Raw genomic sequence first — 17,112 nt, 5'->3', positions numbered from 1 at the left:
AACGGGAGTAAAAAGCCAAAAAAATAATCCACCCTTGCGGCTCAGGTGGATTATTCCCCTTAACAGCTGATCCCCTATCGAGGGAACCGTCTATTGCATGATCTTTTGATGTTGCTAGCACCAGCGGTCTTTTTTCCTGTATGCTATTTTCTAATTTTATTATTCCTGACAATGCAGGAAATGAACACATTCTACCTAAAATAACAAGTCCTATTTGTACTATCTATTCATGTAAAACGGACGATCCAGTGCATATAAACGGCGATATCTTTCCTCTTTTTCCAGTAGTTGTTGATGACTGCCATCCATGGTGATTTTTCCTTTTTCAAGGAAAAGGATGCGATCCATTTTCTCCACGCCTATCAAATGGTGCGTTACCCAGATGATAGTTTTACCCTTCAGTGTATCGAAGATGTCAGCCAATAGGTTCGCTTCTGTGATTGGATCGAGTCCAACTGTCGGTTCATCCATGATGACTATCGGAGTTTTTTGCAATAATATCCGTGCCACTGCGATTCTTTGCCGTTCACCACCGGAAAAGCGCTGTCCTGTTTCATGCATGTACGTCTCATACCCTTTAGGCAATTGCATAATCATCTGATGCAATTGAACCATCTTGGCTGCTTCGTATACTTCTTCATCCGTTGCTTCCGGGTTGCCAAGGCGGATATTATTCATGACAGTTGTATTAAATAAGTAAGGCTTTTGGTTGAGGACAGACATTAATTTTGGAATAGTCGAAGCCAATTCATTTACATTCAATCCATTTATTCGCACTTCGCCGCTAGTCGGTACAAGTACTCCCTGAATTAATTTCAGCAGCGTCGATTTTCCAGCTCCGCTGCGCCCGATAATGGCGATTTTCTCCCCTTGTTCAATTTTTAAACTAAAATCGTCCAGCAATGGTGTTTCAGACAATTGTCCAAATGATAAATGGTTTATTTCAATCGTTGCTTGAGATATGACCGGCAAATCTTTCAAATTCTCTGATTCTATCCAAGGTAGAGCTTCTGCTTGTATGTCATCAAGGCGCTTTAATGAATCTTGATAGGTTGTTGTTTCACTGACTGCCCCTGCAATCGGTAAAAAGGATTCCAACAAGGACAGTGCTGCGAGACCACAAGCAGCAATGAACGTAGGAGAGAATTCTCCTCTTAGTGTTTGCTCATTGGCCCAATAGATAGCAAATACCACAATGCCACCAAGCACCATCTGATTCAAAACGTCTCGCCAGTTCACAAAGGTTTGTTTCTTCGTTTCAATTGCAAGCAGTTGATATTCTTGTTCTTCATATCGCTGAATAAAAGTCTCGTATTTCCCACTAAAAATCCAGTCGCTGATGCCAAAAATCGTATCGGTCAACTGTTGATAAAGTTGGTGTCTTCCCCTTTTCAATTGTTCATTTTTTGTTTTCGTATAAATAAATGAAAGAATTGGACCAACAAAAATCAACAACCCGATAAATACAGCCAAGAGAATTGCGAATGATATCGAGAAAAGTCCAGCACAAATGATAATCAATGTGTAAATGAATAATGAAATAATCGAAGGAAACAGTGTTTTTAAGTAAAAATCCTGCAGATGTTCAATATCATTGGCAAGTACTCCAAGAATGTCGCCCGTGCGTAAGCGTGAACGCAGAAACAAGGCTTGCGGCTCGATGATTTTATATAAGCGGACGCGCATGTCGGAAAGTATTTTCAAAATAAATTGGTGCCCTGTCAACCTCTCCACATAGCTAAGCACAGCTCGGCCAATTCCGAATGCACGGACACCAACAATCGGCACATAAACCATTAAAATTGATTCTGGTTGAGTTGCCGCTTTAGAAATTAAATAACCAGAAGAAAACATCAATGCTCCGCCAAAGAGAATAGTAAGCGAACCAAGTAGAATAGCCAACGCAAACAAGCCGCTATATTGACGCAAATACGGGAAAATCCAATTCTCCTTGTTCATTAGATGCCCTCCATTTGTGTTTTAACAAGCTGATAATAAGTAGAATTCTTCCCTATTAACTCTTCGTGTGTTCCGATTTCAACAATTTTTCCTTGATCAAGGACGATGATTAGATCCATATCAAGCATCCAATGCAAGCGATGTGTAGCAAAAAATACAAGCTTTCCGTTAAACAATTGCAACATCGTCTCTTTTAATTCGTATTCTGTTTCAATGTCAAGATGGGCAGTTGGCTCATCAAGCATGATGACAGGACGATTGCCCAAGAATGCGCGTGCAAGGGCTATCCGTTGTTCTTGTCCACCGCTAAGGGTCCGTCCACCCTCCCCTATGATCGTCTCGAATCCCTGGGGCAGCGATTGAATCACTTCAGTTAGGCCTGCTCTCTCTGCAGCCTCCTCTACTTCTTTTTCTGTTGCCTCCGGATAATAAAAGCGAATATTGTTTAAAACGGTATCGTGAAATAGATAAGGATGTTGGGGTATATATGTAATTTGTCTTTGCCAATGTACTTGAGATAAAGTTGTTAACTTCTTGCCATTCACCTGAAATTCACCTGACGAAGGTGTTAAAAATCCACTTAATAAATCAATCAATGTAGATTTTCCTGCACCACTGGCTCCAATAATCCCAATTTTTTTTGAGCCTGAGACAGAAAATTGGATGTTTTGCAAAGCTGGACGATCACTGTCTGATAAATGAATACTTATTCCTTTAACAGAAAATGTACTAGTTGGTTTCCAAAGGGGGATAGTCTCTTGTTTTTGCTGCAGCGATTCTTTGTCGATGATTTCCTGAACCTTTTTGCCTGCTTCTTTTCCGTCAAGTGTCGCATGGTAATCTGCACCAACCTCCCTAATTGGGAGGAAATATTCCGGTGCAAGGATAAGAATGGTCAATGCTTTATGCAACTCCATTGTGCCGTTAATTAATCCTATTCCAAGAAAAACAGCAACAGTCGCTATTGACAGCATTGTAATAAAATCCAATGCAAACGAAGATAAAAAGGCTATACGCAAAGTTCCCATTGTAGCCCGTCGATATCTTTCGCTTACTATTATAATTTTGTTGATATGCTGCTTGCTTAATCCCAAGTATTTGAGTGTTTCCAATCCTCTCAACGAATCAACAAAATGATTTGACAGCATTTGATAAGATTCATATTGGCGGTCAGCCTTACTTTTTGCCGCCAATCCTAGGAGAATCATAAAGACAATAAGTATCGGAAAAGACAGGATTAAAATAACAGAAGAACGGATATCTTTTAAAAAAATAAAGATGCAAATCATGACAGGTATAATTGCCGAATTCATAAATTTCGGAAGAACAAGCTCTAAATAGCGGCGAAACTTCATAATGCCTTCAATGACCAAGGTGACTGTCTGCCCGGAACCTTCTTCTTTTACAAAACGAGGGCCGAGCTGAAACAACTTTTGCAACAACGACTTCCGGAACTCTTCACTCGTTCTGGCAGCAAAACGGTACGCCATATTTTTTTTCAATATATTAATCAGTTGTCGTACGACTATTGCAATAAAGAAAATGGCTAACTTTTTAAAGACAATAGCAAACAAATCTCCCCCAAAAAGGGAGGAGATTGCGTCTGCCAAAAAATAAGCCTGAATAATAATGATAATACTTTGAATAGCCGTTAATATCGCAAGTCCAGCCAGGACCGGCTTAATCCCTTTGTACGAGAGCAGCGTTTTATCCATCAGTATGTTAAATGCTCCTTGTCAGATACTCGTTTGCGGAAAATATAGTAGCTCCAAATAGTATACCCTAATACAAATGGTAATATAGTTGCAGCCACAATTGTCATTACTTTTAGAGAGTATGCCCCGCTGGATGCGTTGTAAACCGTTAAATGAAAAGCTTTATTCAAAGAGCTGACCATCACTCTTGGGAACAGTCCAACGAAAATTGATGATACCGTTAACACGATTCCAAGCCCCGTCATAGTGAATGCCATTCCTTCGCGCTTTTTGATAATGAAATAGTATGATAAACCACATGCCAGCACAATCAATGCGACAATTATTATCTCTGGAATACGGCGTACTTCAAAAATATCTGTCATAAACCAAGAGAGTCCTGCAAAGACGACAAGCGATCCAAAAACGGCCAAAAACACTTTTTTAGCCAATGCAGCCGACCGTTGTCTGATCTCTCCTTCTGTTTTTAGAGATAGGAAAGTCAAACCATGCAATAAACACAGTAATGTAATCGTTAAACCGCCCCAAATTGAATAAATATTCATAACATCCGAAAAACCGGCGTCCATATTCATATCTTTATGGATCGGCACACCCTTAAGCATACTTGTAAACAGGACACCTAGTAGAAACGGCGGCAGCAAGCTTCCAAAAAAGATTACCCAGTCCCACATATTCGTCCAGCGTGGGTCTGCAACTTTGCGGCGAAATTCAAAAGAAACACCGCGACCAATTAGGCTTAGCAAAACTGCCAGCATCAGTAAGTAATAGCCGCTGAACATAGTTGCATACCAATGTGGAAAGGCTGCAAAAATGGCGCCCGCTCCAGCTATAAGCCATACTTCATTCGCGTCCCAAAAAGGACCGATTGTATTCACCATTACGGTCCTCTCTTTTTGATCACGAGCAAGGAAACGAGTCGACATTCCTACGCCAAAATCAAAACCTTCAAGAAAGAAGAATCCAATAAAGAGTACGGAGATTAAAACAAACCAAAGTTCACTCAATTCCATTTTAAACACCTGCCTTATTGAATGGATCTGTTAATACAGTAGATTTTACACCTTGATGCTCCGGTCCTCGTTTAATTTCTCGAACCATTAAATAAACCATGACACTTGCAAGAATCGTGAAAATCAGCATGTACATAATAATAGAAAATAAAATTGTCCCTGAAGAAACATTCGGTGAAACAGCGTCAGCTGTTGTCATCAATCCAAATACCGTCCATGGCTGACGTCCAACTTCAGTCATGACCCATCCGAAAGTGTTTGCCAAAAACGGAAATGAGATTGAAAGAACTAGGATTTTCAAAAACATGTTGCTTTGTTCAAGGCGTCCCTTTTTCCAAAGATACAGACCAAGCATCGATAATAATATCATCGCTGCACCAAATCCTACCATTAAACGGAAGCTCCAATACGTCGTCTTGACTGGAGGAATATAATTCGTACCTTCGCCAACGACTCGATCATATTTTTTCGCATATTCGGCTTGTAGAGTTTTCATTCCTTTTAAACTGCCTTCAAATTTAGAATAAGATAAATAGCTTAATGCATAAGGAATATTTATTTCAAACTTATTTTCCTGATTTTTTGTATCAATCAAAGCAAATACTGACCAAGGTGCAGGATCGGGCGTATCTTCCCAAATGCCCTCTGCAGCTGCCATTTTCATTGGCTGTGTTTTCACAAGATATTGCGCTTGATCGTGTCCGCTGAAGGCTGCACCCAAACTGCCAATTAAACCAATGATTAAGGCGATATTCATCGATTTCTTGTAAAATTCGATATGTTTCTTTTTTAATAAGTTATAGGCACTAACACCTGCAACAAAGAATGCTCCGGTACACAATGCACCTGTGATAACATGTGGAAACTCCACCCATAATTGTCCATTGGATATAAGCGCTAGAAAGTCAACCATTTCCGCCCTGCCATTTCTCATTTCATAACCAACAGGCACTTGCATAAAGGCGTTTGCCGTTAAAATCCAAAAACCGGAAAGCATGGACCCGATAGATACCAGCCAAATGCTTGCCAAGTGCACTTTTTTAGGTAAACGATCCCAGCCAAAAATCCAAAGGCCGATAAAAGTTGATTCCATAAAAAAGGCAAGCAATGCTTCAATGGCCAGAGGCGCCCCGAAAACGTCACCGACAAATCTAGAATAATCTGACCAGTTCATTCCAAATTGGAATTCCTGAATAATTCCTGTTACAACCCCTACAGCAAAGTTAATCAGGAACAAATGTCCCCAGAATTTTGCCATTTTTTTATAAATCTCTTTTTTCTTCACAACGTATAATGTTTGCATCAGAGCAATAATAAATGCAAGGCCAATGGTAAGCGGCACGAAGAAGAAGTGGTAGATTGTAGTTAAAGCAAACTGTATTCTTGCCAACATTACTGGATCCATAGTAGTTCCTCCTTTAAGAATTTCGCCCATATGTGACCTAGGTTATATCATGTTCACAATTTCACATAACTATATGTTCATTATTTCACATAACTACGTACATTGATCAATAGTTTTTCCTCCCTTAAGATGTTCATCAGAATTTGTCATGACATGATATCATGTTCATAATTTCACATAACTATGCACCTTGATCAATGGCATTTCCTCCCTTAAGATATTCAACAGAATTTATCCTGAGGTGATAACATGTTCATGATTTCACATAAATACATGTTCATAATTTCACAATATTAAACATCATTATTAATGTGGCAAACATGAAAACTCCTCAAAAATAAACTTGCCACTTATTGGGTGACAAAAAAAATTTTTTATTTAAGTTCTCTATTGAATGTGGAATATTACTAAATACTATAACAAAAAAACAATCATAATTTCTTTGACAGTTTGACAAATATGTTACAAATCTACGACGAAATTCGTAAAAGATCTTATTCATTTAATCAAAAATCACCAAAAGTAGCAGTTGTCAGCAAACTGGGTAATTAGTACAAGTAAATGATTTTTTTTATAGCTATGTGTAAAATCATATATGGGACTAACGTTTGTATTAATTACATCGAATGGAAAACAAATAGTCATGAAGAAAGATGTGAGAAAACATGAAACGGTTACAGCCATTCTGGGAAGAAATTGTACGCTTTTGGAAAAAGAAGCATATTACACAAATATTGTTATTAATTTTGTTAATGTTTCTATTACTGACGATTCTCTTTTTTGCTTTTATGGCTAGCCGGGCAAATGTACAGTCGTTAAAAGACGGTTTAAAACAAAGTACTGTGATTTATGATAAAGACGGCGATGTTGCAACAAAAGTATCAACAAACCGGACAGAAGGCGTAAAAATTAACGAACTTCCCGATTATGTAAAAAATGCTGTTATTGCGATCGAAGATGAGCGGTTTTATGAACACAGCGGCTTCGATATAAAAGGAATTGCCAGGGCTTTTTTCAAAAATCTGCTTGCTGGCAGAATAACTGGAGGCGGCAGTACAATCACCCAGCAGCTAACAAAAAATGCTTTGCTTTCCCCTGAACAAACGTACAAACGCAAAATAGAAGAGTTATTTTTAGCCGTAGAAATTGAAAAAAATTATTCAAAAGACGAAATTTTAGAGATGTATTTAAATCAGGTTTATTTTGGCAGCGGTGCCTGGGGAATCGAAAGTGCCGCCAAAAAATACTTTAATAAAGACATTAAAAAAGTCACAATTAGTGAAGCTGCAATGCTCGCAGGCCTTTTGCAGGCACCGTCTGCTTATGACCCATATTATTATTATGATCGAGCAATCAAGCGAAGGAACGTCGTTTTAAGCAAAATGAAAGAACTCGGCATGATTTCCGCTGAAGAATATAAAACTGCCAAAAAAGAAAAAATCAAATTGGAGGATGGCGGCGGAAGCTTCGTTGATCGAAAATATCCATATTATGTCGATGCAGTTCTTGACGAAGCTATCTCAAAATACGGATTGACACAAGATGAAATCTTAACAAGAGGATATCGCATATACACAGAAATGGATCAAAACTTACAATCTTCACTTGAACACGTATATGAACGCAATTATCTTTTTCCATATGGTAGAGGCGGTACCCTTGTACAAAGCGGTGCTGTCTTGCTCGATCCTGCAACAGGCGGAGTACGCGCCCTTGTAGGCGGCCGGGGTGAGCATGTATTTCGCGGGTATAACCGGGCTACACAATTAAAGGCACAGCCGGGATCAACATTAAAGCCACTTGCAGTATACACTCCAGCGCTTGAAGAAGGTTACGATGTAATGTCCAAGCTGAAGGATGAACCAATGTCATTTGACGGCTACAAACCGGAAAATTTTTCAAAAACATATCAAGGCGAGGTTCCAATGTATGAAGCCGTTGAAAAATCCCTAAACGTTCCGACGGTTTGGCTATTACATGAAATTGGGCTGGAGAAAGGCCTGGATGCACTTAAGCGATTTGGCATCCCGCTTGAAAAAGAAGATAAAAACCTTGGGATCGCCCTTGGAGGAATGCATAAAGGCATTTCTCCACTTCAATTAGCTGAGGCCTATTCCGTTTTTCCAAATGAGGGAAAGAGGATGGACAGCCACCTGATTACAAAAATTGTCGGGCCGACGGGCAACGTCATTGCAGAACATAAACAAAAAACAACTAAGGTTACATCAAAATCAGTTGCAAACAAAATGACTTCCATGCTGCTGAATGTCGTTGAAAGCGGAACTGGAAAAGGAACAAACATTCCCGGCGTCCAGCTTGCGGGCAAAACAGGAACAACCCAGCTCCCATATAAAGATATTGACGGCACGAAAGATCAATGGTTTGTCGGTTATACGCCGAATCTTGTCGGAGCCGTATGGCTTGGCTATGACAAAACGGACAGGGAGCATTATTTATCGAACTCTAGCTCTGAAAATGTTGTTCCGATTTTCAAAGCAATTATGGAAGAAATTCTTCCTTATATCAAACCAGCCAAATTTGACGTGCAATCTGTAAATGCAATGCTAGCTGGAGAAGATAATATAGATACCGAAAAAATGATTAAAGAAAAAGCAGAACATATGAAAGAACAAGCGAAAAAACTTGAAGAAGCGCTAAAAGAGGAAGCTCCGAAATGGAAGCAAACAATAGATCAAACAATAAAAGATCTCGAATATATAGGAGAAAAGTTAAAAGAAAAGCTGAGAAATTACAGGTAATTAATTTTTATGAATACAATCTCCTGCTTTTAAAGTATAAAAGCTTCGGACTGTGTCCGAAGCTTTCTTTTAGCTCGCTCCCCTATTATCTATAGTATTTGTCACAAATATTTCCTATGCACTCCTTTACCGTCATATGAATAAAGCATGTTCCGCCCTTCCACAATTGTTTCAACATATACGTTTCTGCCCCAAAGCTGCTGGATATACGGCAATACTTTTTCCAAATATTTAATATCAAGCTCGATGCCTTCATACCAGTGCTTTATATAAAGCTCTCCGTTTTTCTGATAGTCTCCGTCCATTACTGTCAAATAAGGAAAGCCTCCATTTACTCGCATATTTACGAGCTGGTCGCGAACATTCTCCCATTGCTTATCGACAATTTTGTAATCCTTGCCCTGTTTCTGGAACAAATACATATCTTCACGCATGATAAGATCCTTTGTTAAATAATTGCGAAGGAAAGAAATATCTCCCTCTATTTCCCTGACTTCAAATATTTTCTCACGGCCTGAACCAGGACGGACACCCAGTTCTTTCATTTCCTCAGTCGGGTTATCATAGCGTTCTTCAATATCTTCAAAAATTTTCAGTCCAAGGTAATACGGATTTATTCCTGTTCGAGATGGCTGCACTACCCCTGCATTAAGCTTTGCAAACTCAATCGCTTCACCCGAAGTCAGGTCCATTTCACGCAAAATTCTTTGGTGCCAATATGACGCCCAGCCTTCGTTCATGATTTTTGTTTCAAGCTGTGGCCAAAAATAAAGCATTTCTTCCCGCATCATGGTGAGAATATCCCTTTGCCAGTCAGCAAGTTCGCGGCTGTATGACTCAATAAATAAAAGCAAATCTTTTTCCGGCTGAGGAGGGAATTTCTTTTTCTCCTTTTTCGGTTCCTGATTTGGTTTATCTTTATCGTCCAAACCCCATAAATCATCGTATGGGCTTGTATATCTTTTTTCCTCTTCATCAAAATCATCTTCAATTGACCAGTGCAGCTTTGGACGCATGAGTGAAGGATCAATATGTTCTTGAATGGCAAGGACAGCATCCAAGAACATTTCTACCTCATGTTTTCCATGCTCAATTTCGTACTTGCGGATTCTCTCAGCCGTGGCTGCCATGCTTTCAACCATGTCACGCTTTGTATTTTGAAAGCGGGTATTATTTTTAAAGAAATCACAGTGGGCTAAAACATGAGCTACAATTAATTTGTTCTGGATTAGGGAATTGGAATCCAGCAAGAAAGCATAGCATGGATTTGAATTAATAACCAATTCATATATTTTTGAGAGCCCTAAATCATAATGTATTTTCATTTTGTGAAACTGCTTTCCAAAACTCCAGTGAGAAAATCTCGTCGGCATGCCGTAAGCTCCAAATGTATAAATGATATCAGCCGGACAGATCTCATAACGCATCGGGTAAAAGTCGAGCCCAAATCCTTTCGCAATTTCCGTTATTTCCTCAATTGCATATTCGAGGGCTTTAAGATCATCTTCCTTCATCAGTCTCTCCCCCTTTTTCTTCTTACAACAATGTATGAGGAAAAGTCGAGAATGATGAAGTTTGTTTCTTTTTTTCTTAAAAAAAAACGAAGAAAACATACAGAATGTTTCTTCGTTTACCTTTATCTTAACGCCCCTGGTCTTGAGCTTGTGGTTTCTTTTCAACTGTCAGAGACAAAAGCTTATTTTCTTTAATATTATGGAAAATATTCACAACAAGTGTAGCCGGCTTCCCTTTTTCTGTTACTTGAAACTCAAAAGAATCCACTACATCGGTTTCTGATATTTTCTTTCTTCCTAAATATATGTACTCTTTAACCTCATCTCCAGGAAAATCTTCTTTTATAACGGCAATTGCAATTCTTCCGTATTTTTCATAATCAGGCTGCTGCGCTTTTGCTTTGTATGGAAGAAAAGCGCCAAATAGAATGGTTAGTGACATGCAGGTTAGGAACATTTTCTTTTTCATCATTGATCCTCCAAAACTCATGTTATTATTATTGTTAGCATTTTCTAAAATCCTGATTTTTATGTACAAAATACATATATATTTATTCGTTCTTTTTATACATGCAGAATATGCTATATGTGTATTATCAACAAGACCAACATTTGCTGAGAGAAAAAAGAAGATTCATTCATAAACTAAATTCAACTCCTTAACAAGGAGGAGATAAATTTGAATAAAATGGATTATGATCGGGCGCTGTTTTATACACACCGGTCCGAGTGGGACAATTTACTAATCCTGATGGTAAGGACAAAGGATCATTTTTTATCAAAAAAAATCGAATATTTTTTGCACGCCTACCACTTTGAAAAAGATTATTCGGTTGTAGAGAAACATTTGTATTCTTTGCTTCGCTACATCGACCATGCAAATGAAGCTGCAGAGAATGAATATCAAGAAATTCCAATATAATGGACAAGACTTTCCACCAAAAAAACACGGCTTTGAAAAAAGCCGTGTTTTAGAATTATCTATTTTCGTTCATGATCTGCTCCACAAGATTCATGAAGTCTTTTTCAATTGCTGCAAGCTTTTGCTTGCTTTCACTCATTGACTCGCTGTGTACCCCAAAATAAAATTTAATTTTAGGCTCCGTGCCGGAAGGACGCAAACAAATCCATGACCCGTCGTGGAAATGATATTTAAGGACATTCGATTTTGGAAGATCAATCCTCTCTTCACGCCCCTCTGCATCTGTCCGAATTCCATGTAAATAATCTTCCGTCACATTAACTTTTAACTTCCCGAGACTTCTTAAAGGATTTGAGCGGAAGTAATCAAGCGTTTTCCGGATAGTTTCAGCTCCGTCCTTTCCTTTCAACGTTAAAGAACGAAGCCCTTCTAGATAATAACCATATTTTCCAAAGACTGAAAGCAATGCTTCGTAAAGAGACATTCCCTTCTTTTTATAAAAAGCGCAGACTTCTGCAGCAAGAAGAGCTGCCTGCACAGCATCTTTGTCACGAGTGAATTCCCCAATCAAATAGCCATAGCTTTCTTCATAACCAAAAAGAAATGAGTGTTCACCTGACTGCTCGAATTCTTTAATTTTTTCCGCAATAAATTTAAATCCTGTCAAAACATCAATCGTTTTCAACCCGTAAGAGGAAGCAATTTTTCTGCCAAGTTCCGAGGTTACAATTGTTTTGAGAACAACCCCGTTTTCAGGAAGCGTGCCTTTTTGTTTTTTTTGCGACAATATATAATCAAGCAGTAATGCTCCTGTTTGATTTCCAGTTAACACAACATATTCTCCATGCTCATTTTTAACGGCGATCCCTAAGCGATCGGCATCAGGATCGGTCGCGATCAGAATATCTGCGTTTGCTTTCTTTCCGTCCCTAATAGCTAGTTCAAATGCAGCATGTTCTTCCGGATTCGGGCTTTTCACTGTTGAAAAGTTTGGATCGGGAAGTTCCTGCTCTTTCACAATTTGTACGTTTTGAAAGTGAAACGCTTTTAAAGCTTTTTCGACAGGATGCCTTGCTGTTCCATGAAGAGGAGTAAAAATAATTTTAATTTCGGATTCTTTAGCAAGTCCCGGGTTTTCTGAAATCGTTAACAGTTTTTTCAAGTATGCTTGATCAACTTCTTCACCAATTATTTTAATCAAACCTTTTTCAATTAATGCTTGTTCATCCATCACATCAATTAAGAGCTCATCTTTAACCTCATTAACCTTGGCAATGACTTTATCAGCACTTTCCGGCGTAAGCTGGCCGCCATCTGGACCATATACTTTATACCCATTATATTCGGGCGGATTATGGCTAGCAGTAATAACAATACCAGCGAATGCATTCAAGAACCTTACGGCGAAAGAAAGCTCAGGTGTTGGCCTTAATTCATGAAAAACATATGTTTGAATGCCTTTTGTTGCTAATGTTTTGGCAGCTTCCATGGCAAATTCTTTTGATTTATGTCGCGAATCAAAAGCAATTGCTACTCCTCGTTTCTTTGCTTCTTGTCCATGTGATTCTATGTAAGCCGCGAGACCGGCAGAAGCTTTTCTTACAGTATAAATATTCATTCTGTTGGTGCCTGCACCAATTTCTCCACGCATTCCGCCGGTACCGAATTCTAAATCTTTATAAAAAGCTTCTTCGAGTGCTTGTTCATTACCGGCAAGCTTATGTAATTCTTCCTTTAATTCAGGTTCCATTTTTTTAAACTGAAGCCATTTTTCAGCTTTTATTTTCCAATCCATCGTCAAGCCCTCCTGTAAATTTCGGTCTTCATTTATCATTTCAATGTTTAAGGAAAGTCTCCTTTAAAAAAAGGACCCGAAATTATGACAAAAATCGTTCTCTCCTCCCAATTTTATCATGAGAGCCAATAAAAGTTGATTTACAAGTAAAAATTTAAAAAATATAATGGGTTTGTAATTAAAACTTAAGGGAGATTGTTTATGCAGCCAAAAAAAGATATCCGTGAAACGTTATTATTCGTCGCTTGGGCAACCTCAGTAATTGCCATGTTCGGCAGTTTGTATTTCTCTGAAATTCTCCAATTTGAACCTTGTGAATTATGCTGGTATCAGCGGATTTTAATGTATCCCCTTGTTATTATTTTAGGAATTGCCGTTATAAAAAAGGACTACCGTATTGCGTTCTACTCCATGATTATGTCAGGCATCGGCTTTTTTACTTCCCTTTACCATTACTCGCTCCAAAAGGTCCCTTTTATGGCTGATCACGCAATTTCATGCGGAAGAGTGCCCTGCACAAGTCAATACATAAATTGGTTCGGATTTATTACAATTCCTTTTTTAGCTCTTACAGCGTTCACGATTATTTTTATCATTAGCTATTTCATTTGCAAAAGAAATAAGGAGGCAGAGTAGCATGAAGAAAGTGATCATTTTTTTGGCCATTATTATTGTTCTTTTTGCCGGAGTCGCAATTTTAAATAATATTCAGCAAAAAGAAAAAATTTCTAGAAACAATCCTTACGGCAAAGACAATCTTCATCCTGAAACGGTTAAACAATTAGACGATCCGAATTATCAAAATATCATTCTTCCTGAAGAGCTTAAGAAAAAATTAAAAGCTAAAGAAGATGTAACAGTATATTTTTTCAGTCCAACCTGCCCACATTGCCAGAGAACAACACCTATTGTAGTACCGTTGTCTAAAAAAATGGGAATAAATCTTGTTCTGTTTAACCTGCTTGAATTTGAAAATGGCTGGGATGATTTCGGCATTACTGAAACTCCAACAATCGTACAATATAAGCACGGAAAAGAAATATCCAGGATTACTGGATATAATGAGAAATCCGTATTTGAGAAATGGTTTAATAAATATTCAAAATAACAAGACGCCTGCATTTGCAGGCGTTTGTAATTTCCAAAATTTTTAATGAACAAAATTATTTGCTTCTTTTACATAAGAATTAAATAAACTGCCTCTCAAGTTTCTTGTTTCGGAAAATTGGGAAAATGTAAAGGGAAAATAAATATCGAATTCTTCTAAAATGCTTGCATTTTTCACAAACAATGAGTAATATTTTTCCTTACTTTGAGAGGTTTCCAAAATTGAAATTAATGTTTGCAAGCTTGCAATCACCTGATATGCTTCTTTTAATGTACCAAAATATTCAAAATGCCGAGTCGAAGTATGTAACACTTTTAGCCGATTAAATTCCATTATATCTTCATCAGAAAAATAAATTGGAAAAACATTGGAATAAAAATAATCCACAAGTTCCTTGATCTTTTGTTCCTGTTCAGGAGTTGACGCATACACAACCTTCACGAAAAACCCACCTTTTGTAAGCCTTGTAATCACTTCGTAACATATATAATAAGAATAACACAAAAAATTACAGGCAAAGGGCGGAAAATATACCCATGTAAAAGGTAATTATTTACATATCAGAAGATTGTTATTCAATAGGCTATAGGTAAAATTAAAAAAGCAGAAACCCTTAAATGGCTCTGACAAGCTTAGATCCCCTTACCTAACAAATCGTGTCTAAGTTTATTTGTTGATAGCAAAACTAAATTTTTATTTTTTACAAAGGAGCAAAATATGTTGAAAACAAACCGGAAAGGCTATTGGTTTGAAATCATTATCCCTTCAGAATGGGCCGGCATTTCCATCGACCATTTATTTCGCAGCAAATGGAAAGCTTCAAAAAAACAAATTCACTCATTGAGAATGGAAAAAGCTGTTTTGCTTAACAGAAAACAATCTGACTGGTCTTCACCTCTTCGTAAAGGAGACCTGCTTCAAATCAAACTTTTTGAACCAACTGAAGATTATGGATATATTCCTGCATACTTTGATGTTCAAGTTCTTTATGAAGATGAACATTTGATAATTTTTAACAAACCTGCAGGAATGGATACACATCCAAACGAAGCCGGACAGACAAATACACTTGCCAATGCAGCAGCGTTTTATTTGCAAGCTAAAGGGGAGGCTGTAAAAATAAAGCATATACATCGGCTTGACCGGGATACGACTGGTGCAGTACTATTTGCAAAACATTCTTTAGCCGGTTCGATTTTAGACCGCATGCTTGAAGAACGGTTAATAAAACGCACCTACTTGGCAATAACAGAAGGCTTTTTTCAAAAACAATCCGGTATCATTAATCTTCCTATCGGCAGGGACCGCCATCACCCGACAAGGCGAAGAGTCTCTGCCACAGGACAGACAGCGGTCACAAAGTATAACGTTGTACACATCTTAAAAGAAGATAAATTATCCATTGTCAAATGCCAACTTGATACCGGAAGAACCCATCAAATTCGCGTCCATTTAAGCTCCATTGGACATCCTCTTGCAGGTGATGTGTTATATGGCGGAAAACCGATTTTTAAACGGCCGGCATTGCATGCGGCAAAACTAGAATTTACACATCCGTTTACGAGAGAGAATGTTGTTTGTCATGCGCCATTCATCGATGAGCCGCCAATTTTCAAAGATGTAGATCCTTTTACGATCTAAAATGACTTCATCCAGATAAAAGGGTCAGACCCCTCCAATACAACATATAGAAAAAGAATAAAAATTTCTATATATTGTTATTTTTGGAGGAGTCAGACCCTTATTGAATCAGCCCCATTTATTTCATGTTTATTTCTACGAAAACTTTGCGATTAATCTCTGGCCTTTCTCATGCTTTTAATTACCAAGCTTACAATGAAGACTAGGACAACTGCACCTATTAAAGCAGGAATAATGGCAAAGTTAGCCACATGAGGGCCCCAGTTACCTAATATTGCAGATCCAATCCATGCACCGATAAAACCAGCAATAATATTGCCAATAACGCCTCCTGGAATATCTTTACCTACAATCATACCGGCAATCCATCCGATAATACCTCCAATAATTAACGACCATATAAAGCTAAACATATTAACACTCCTTTTTTTAATCAAATTAATTTTTATAGAAACAGGTAATGCATAACAGTTTCTGTATTTCAGGATTGTTCATTCTTAAAACTGTTACACACTTTAATACTAATACCATTGCTTTTAGTATTCCCCGGAAAAGCTTTTTTATCATTCTCTAACGATTTTCTCTTTCTTTTATCTTTCTTAATGATTGTTCAGCTACATTTCTATTTTGAGTACTTATTAAAAAAACAATACAAAAAATATTTGATTTATTTCTTTCTTTAATTAAGTTTTTTTGCCACAATAAAGGATGGACACAAAAAACAGGGGGATTTTTATGAAGATTATTGTGTTAAACGGAAGTACAAGAGATAACGGAAATACCGAATTCCTAGCGAGATTGGCGGTAGAGGGAAAAGAAGCAAAAATTGTTAATCTCAAAGATATGCAAATTTTTCCGATTTCTGACAAAAGGCATGATCCACAAGGATTCCAGCCTTTACATGATGATTATGAAACCCTTATTAAAACTGTATTAGAGTACGATGCCATTCTATTTGCCACACCCATTTACTGGTATGGCATGTCAGGTATCATGAAAAATTTCATTGACAGGTGGTCACAAAGCCTCCGCGACAAGGAACTTAACTTTAAAGAAAAAATGAAAAATAAAAAAGCGTATGTTGTAGCTTGCGGGGGCGACGAAGCAAAAATAAAAGGTCTTCCGCTCATTTTGCAATTTAAACATATATTTGAGTTCATGAATATGGATTTTTGCGGTTATGTCATCGGCAATGGTAATTCACCAGGAGAAGTTAAAAATGACCATGCTGCCTGCAACGAGGCCCGTGTGCTATTGGAGGCCAATCCCGCTCAGCATTAA

The 17,112-nt window shown here is 37.9% G+C and carries 15 protein-coding genes; 6 read left to right on the top strand and 9 right to left on the bottom strand.

Going from position 1 to position 17,112, the window contains the following annotated elements; genetic code table 11:
• Positions 1–219: 219 nt before the first annotated feature.
• Genes cydC through BMMGA3_RS03710 form a run of 4 tightly spaced genes read right to left on the bottom strand, consistent with a single transcriptional unit; the run spans position 220 to position 6,092 of the window.
• On the bottom strand, positions 220–1,959 hold the full coding sequence (gene cydC, locus BMMGA3_RS03725; protein WP_004433290.1) for a thiol reductant ABC exporter subunit CydC: 1,740 nt from the start codon (positions 1,957–1,959) through the stop codon (positions 220–222).
• Positions 1,959–3,674 carry a thiol reductant ABC exporter subunit CydD gene (gene cydD, locus BMMGA3_RS03720; RefSeq protein ID WP_004433289.1) on the bottom strand — a complete coding sequence of 572 codons (1,716 nt, stop codon included), beginning with the start codon at positions 3,672–3,674 and terminating at the stop codon, positions 1,959–1,961. Before cydD ends, cydC begins: the two co-directional genes overlap by 1 nt.
• Positions 3,674–4,687 carry a cytochrome d ubiquinol oxidase subunit II gene (gene cydB / locus BMMGA3_RS03715; protein ID WP_004433288.1) on the bottom strand — a complete coding sequence of 338 codons (1,014 nt, stop codon included), beginning with the start codon at positions 4,685–4,687 and terminating at the stop codon, positions 3,674–3,676. The genes cydD and cydB overlap by 1 nt, the downstream gene beginning before the upstream one ends.
• 1 nt (position 4,688) lies before the next feature.
• Positions 4,689–6,092 (bottom strand): cytochrome ubiquinol oxidase subunit I, encoded by a 1,404-nt coding sequence (locus BMMGA3_RS03710; protein WP_004433287.1) that lies wholly within the window; start codon positions 6,090–6,092, stop codon positions 4,689–4,691.
• 665 nt (positions 6,093–6,757) lie between these two features.
• Here BMMGA3_RS03710 and BMMGA3_RS03705 point away from each other — a divergent pair.
• Entirely contained in the window at positions 6,758–8,851 is a 2,094-nt protein-coding gene (locus BMMGA3_RS03705; protein ID WP_004433286.1) for a transglycosylase domain-containing protein, read from the top strand.
• Between the two features lie 101 nt (positions 8,852–8,952).
• Here the strand turns inward: BMMGA3_RS03705 and BMMGA3_RS03700 are convergent, their stop codons facing one another.
• Both BMMGA3_RS03700 and BMMGA3_RS03695 read right to left on the bottom strand, forming a co-directional pair.
• Positions 8,953–10,365: a SpoVR family protein gene (locus BMMGA3_RS03700; RefSeq protein ID WP_038502043.1), complete on the bottom strand. Its 1,413-nt coding sequence runs from the start codon at positions 10,363–10,365 to the stop codon at positions 8,953–8,955.
• A gap of 127 nt (positions 10,366–10,492) precedes the next feature.
• Positions 10,493–10,834, bottom strand: a complete 342-nt coding sequence (locus BMMGA3_RS03695; protein WP_004433285.1) for a DUF3889 domain-containing protein — start codon at positions 10,832–10,834, stop codon at positions 10,493–10,495.
• A 210-nt stretch (positions 10,835–11,044) separates the two neighbouring features.
• Between BMMGA3_RS03695 and BMMGA3_RS03690 the strand changes: the two genes are divergently transcribed.
• Entirely contained in the window at positions 11,045–11,287 is a 243-nt protein-coding gene (locus BMMGA3_RS03690; protein WP_004433284.1) for a YhdB family protein, read from the top strand.
• A gap of 55 nt (positions 11,288–11,342) precedes the next feature.
• On the opposite strand, the gene BMMGA3_RS03685 is transcribed toward BMMGA3_RS03690, so the two are convergent.
• Positions 11,343–13,082: a phospho-sugar mutase gene (locus BMMGA3_RS03685; protein WP_004433281.1), complete on the bottom strand. Its 1,740-nt coding sequence runs from the start codon at positions 13,080–13,082 to the stop codon at positions 11,343–11,345.
• A 201-nt stretch (positions 13,083–13,283) separates the two neighbouring features.
• Between BMMGA3_RS03685 and BMMGA3_RS03680 the strand changes: the two genes are divergently transcribed.
• Both BMMGA3_RS03680 and BMMGA3_RS03675 read left to right on the top strand, forming a co-directional pair.
• Entirely contained in the window at positions 13,284–13,718 is a 435-nt protein-coding gene (locus BMMGA3_RS03680; RefSeq protein WP_004433279.1) for a disulfide oxidoreductase, read from the top strand.
• Between the two features lies 1 nt (position 13,719).
• Complete coding sequence (locus tag BMMGA3_RS03675) at positions 13,720–14,190, top strand: thioredoxin family protein (RefSeq protein ID WP_004433278.1); 471 nt, start codon at positions 13,720–13,722, stop codon at positions 14,188–14,190.
• Positions 14,191–14,232: 42 nt separating this feature from the next.
• On the opposite strand, the gene BMMGA3_RS03670 is transcribed toward BMMGA3_RS03675, so the two are convergent.
• Positions 14,233–14,631: a YhcU family protein gene (locus BMMGA3_RS03670; RefSeq protein WP_004433277.1), complete on the bottom strand. Its 399-nt coding sequence runs from the start codon at positions 14,629–14,631 to the stop codon at positions 14,233–14,235.
• Between the two features lie 276 nt (positions 14,632–14,907).
• On the opposite strand from BMMGA3_RS03670, the gene BMMGA3_RS03665 reads away from it, so the two are divergent.
• Positions 14,908–15,831, top strand: a complete 924-nt coding sequence (locus BMMGA3_RS03665; RefSeq protein WP_034669189.1) for an RluA family pseudouridine synthase — start codon at positions 14,908–14,910, stop codon at positions 15,829–15,831.
• A gap of 152 nt (positions 15,832–15,983) precedes the next feature.
• Here the strand turns inward: BMMGA3_RS03665 and BMMGA3_RS03660 are convergent, their stop codons facing one another.
• Positions 15,984–16,244, bottom strand: coding sequence for a GlsB/YeaQ/YmgE family stress response membrane protein (locus BMMGA3_RS03660; protein WP_004433274.1), 261 nt, complete (start codon positions 16,242–16,244; stop codon positions 15,984–15,986).
• A gap of 328 nt (positions 16,245–16,572) precedes the next feature.
• On the opposite strand from BMMGA3_RS03660, the gene BMMGA3_RS03655 reads away from it, so the two are divergent.
• Positions 16,573–17,112, top strand: coding sequence for a flavodoxin family protein (locus BMMGA3_RS03655; RefSeq protein WP_185762573.1), 540 nt, complete (start codon positions 16,573–16,575; stop codon positions 17,110–17,112).

This window comes from Bacillus methanolicus MGA3 (assembly GCF_000724485.1).
GTDB lineage: Bacteria > Bacillota > Bacilli > Bacillales > Cytobacillaceae > Bacillus_Z > Bacillus_Z methanolicus_A.
This window is presented reverse-complemented; position numbering and strand designations above follow the sequence as displayed.

What these genes read in the sequence shown, in the direction of transcription:
- cydC (WP_004433290.1), bottom strand. Translation starts at nt 1,959, where the DNA reads ATGAACAAGGAGAATTGGATTTTCCCGTATTTGCGTCAATATAGCGGC.
- cydD (WP_004433289.1), bottom strand. Translation starts at nt 3,674, where the DNA reads ATGGATAAAACGCTGCTCTCGTACAAAGGGATTAAGCCGGTCCTGGCT.
- cydB (WP_004433288.1), bottom strand. Translation starts at nt 4,687, where the DNA reads ATGGAATTGAGTGAACTTTGGTTTGTTTTAATCTCCGTACTCTTTATT.
- BMMGA3_RS03710 (WP_004433287.1), bottom strand. Translation starts at nt 6,092, where the DNA reads ATGGATCCAGTAATGTTGGCAAGAATACAGTTTGCTTTAACTACAATC.
- BMMGA3_RS03705 (WP_004433286.1), top strand. Translation starts at nt 6,758, where the DNA reads ATGAAACGGTTACAGCCATTCTGGGAAGAAATTGTACGCTTTTGGAAA.
- BMMGA3_RS03700 (WP_038502043.1), bottom strand. Translation starts at nt 10,365, where the DNA reads ATGAAGGAAGATGATCTTAAAGCCCTCGAATATGCAATTGAGGAAATA.
- BMMGA3_RS03695 (WP_004433285.1), bottom strand. Translation starts at nt 10,834, where the DNA reads ATGAAAAAGAAAATGTTCCTAACCTGCATGTCACTAACCATTCTATTT.
- BMMGA3_RS03685 (WP_004433281.1), bottom strand. Translation starts at nt 13,082, where the DNA reads ATGGATTGGAAAATAAAAGCTGAAAAATGGCTTCAGTTTAAAAAAATG.
- BMMGA3_RS03680 (WP_004433279.1), top strand. Translation starts at nt 13,284, where the DNA reads ATGCAGCCAAAAAAAGATATCCGTGAAACGTTATTATTCGTCGCTTGG.
- BMMGA3_RS03675 (WP_004433278.1), top strand. Translation starts at nt 13,720, where the DNA reads ATGAAGAAAGTGATCATTTTTTTGGCCATTATTATTGTTCTTTTTGCC.
- BMMGA3_RS03665 (WP_034669189.1), top strand. Translation starts at nt 14,908, where the DNA reads ATGTTGAAAACAAACCGGAAAGGCTATTGGTTTGAAATCATTATCCCT.
- BMMGA3_RS03660 (WP_004433274.1), bottom strand. Translation starts at nt 16,244, where the DNA reads ATGTTTAGCTTTATATGGTCGTTAATTATTGGAGGTATTATCGGATGG.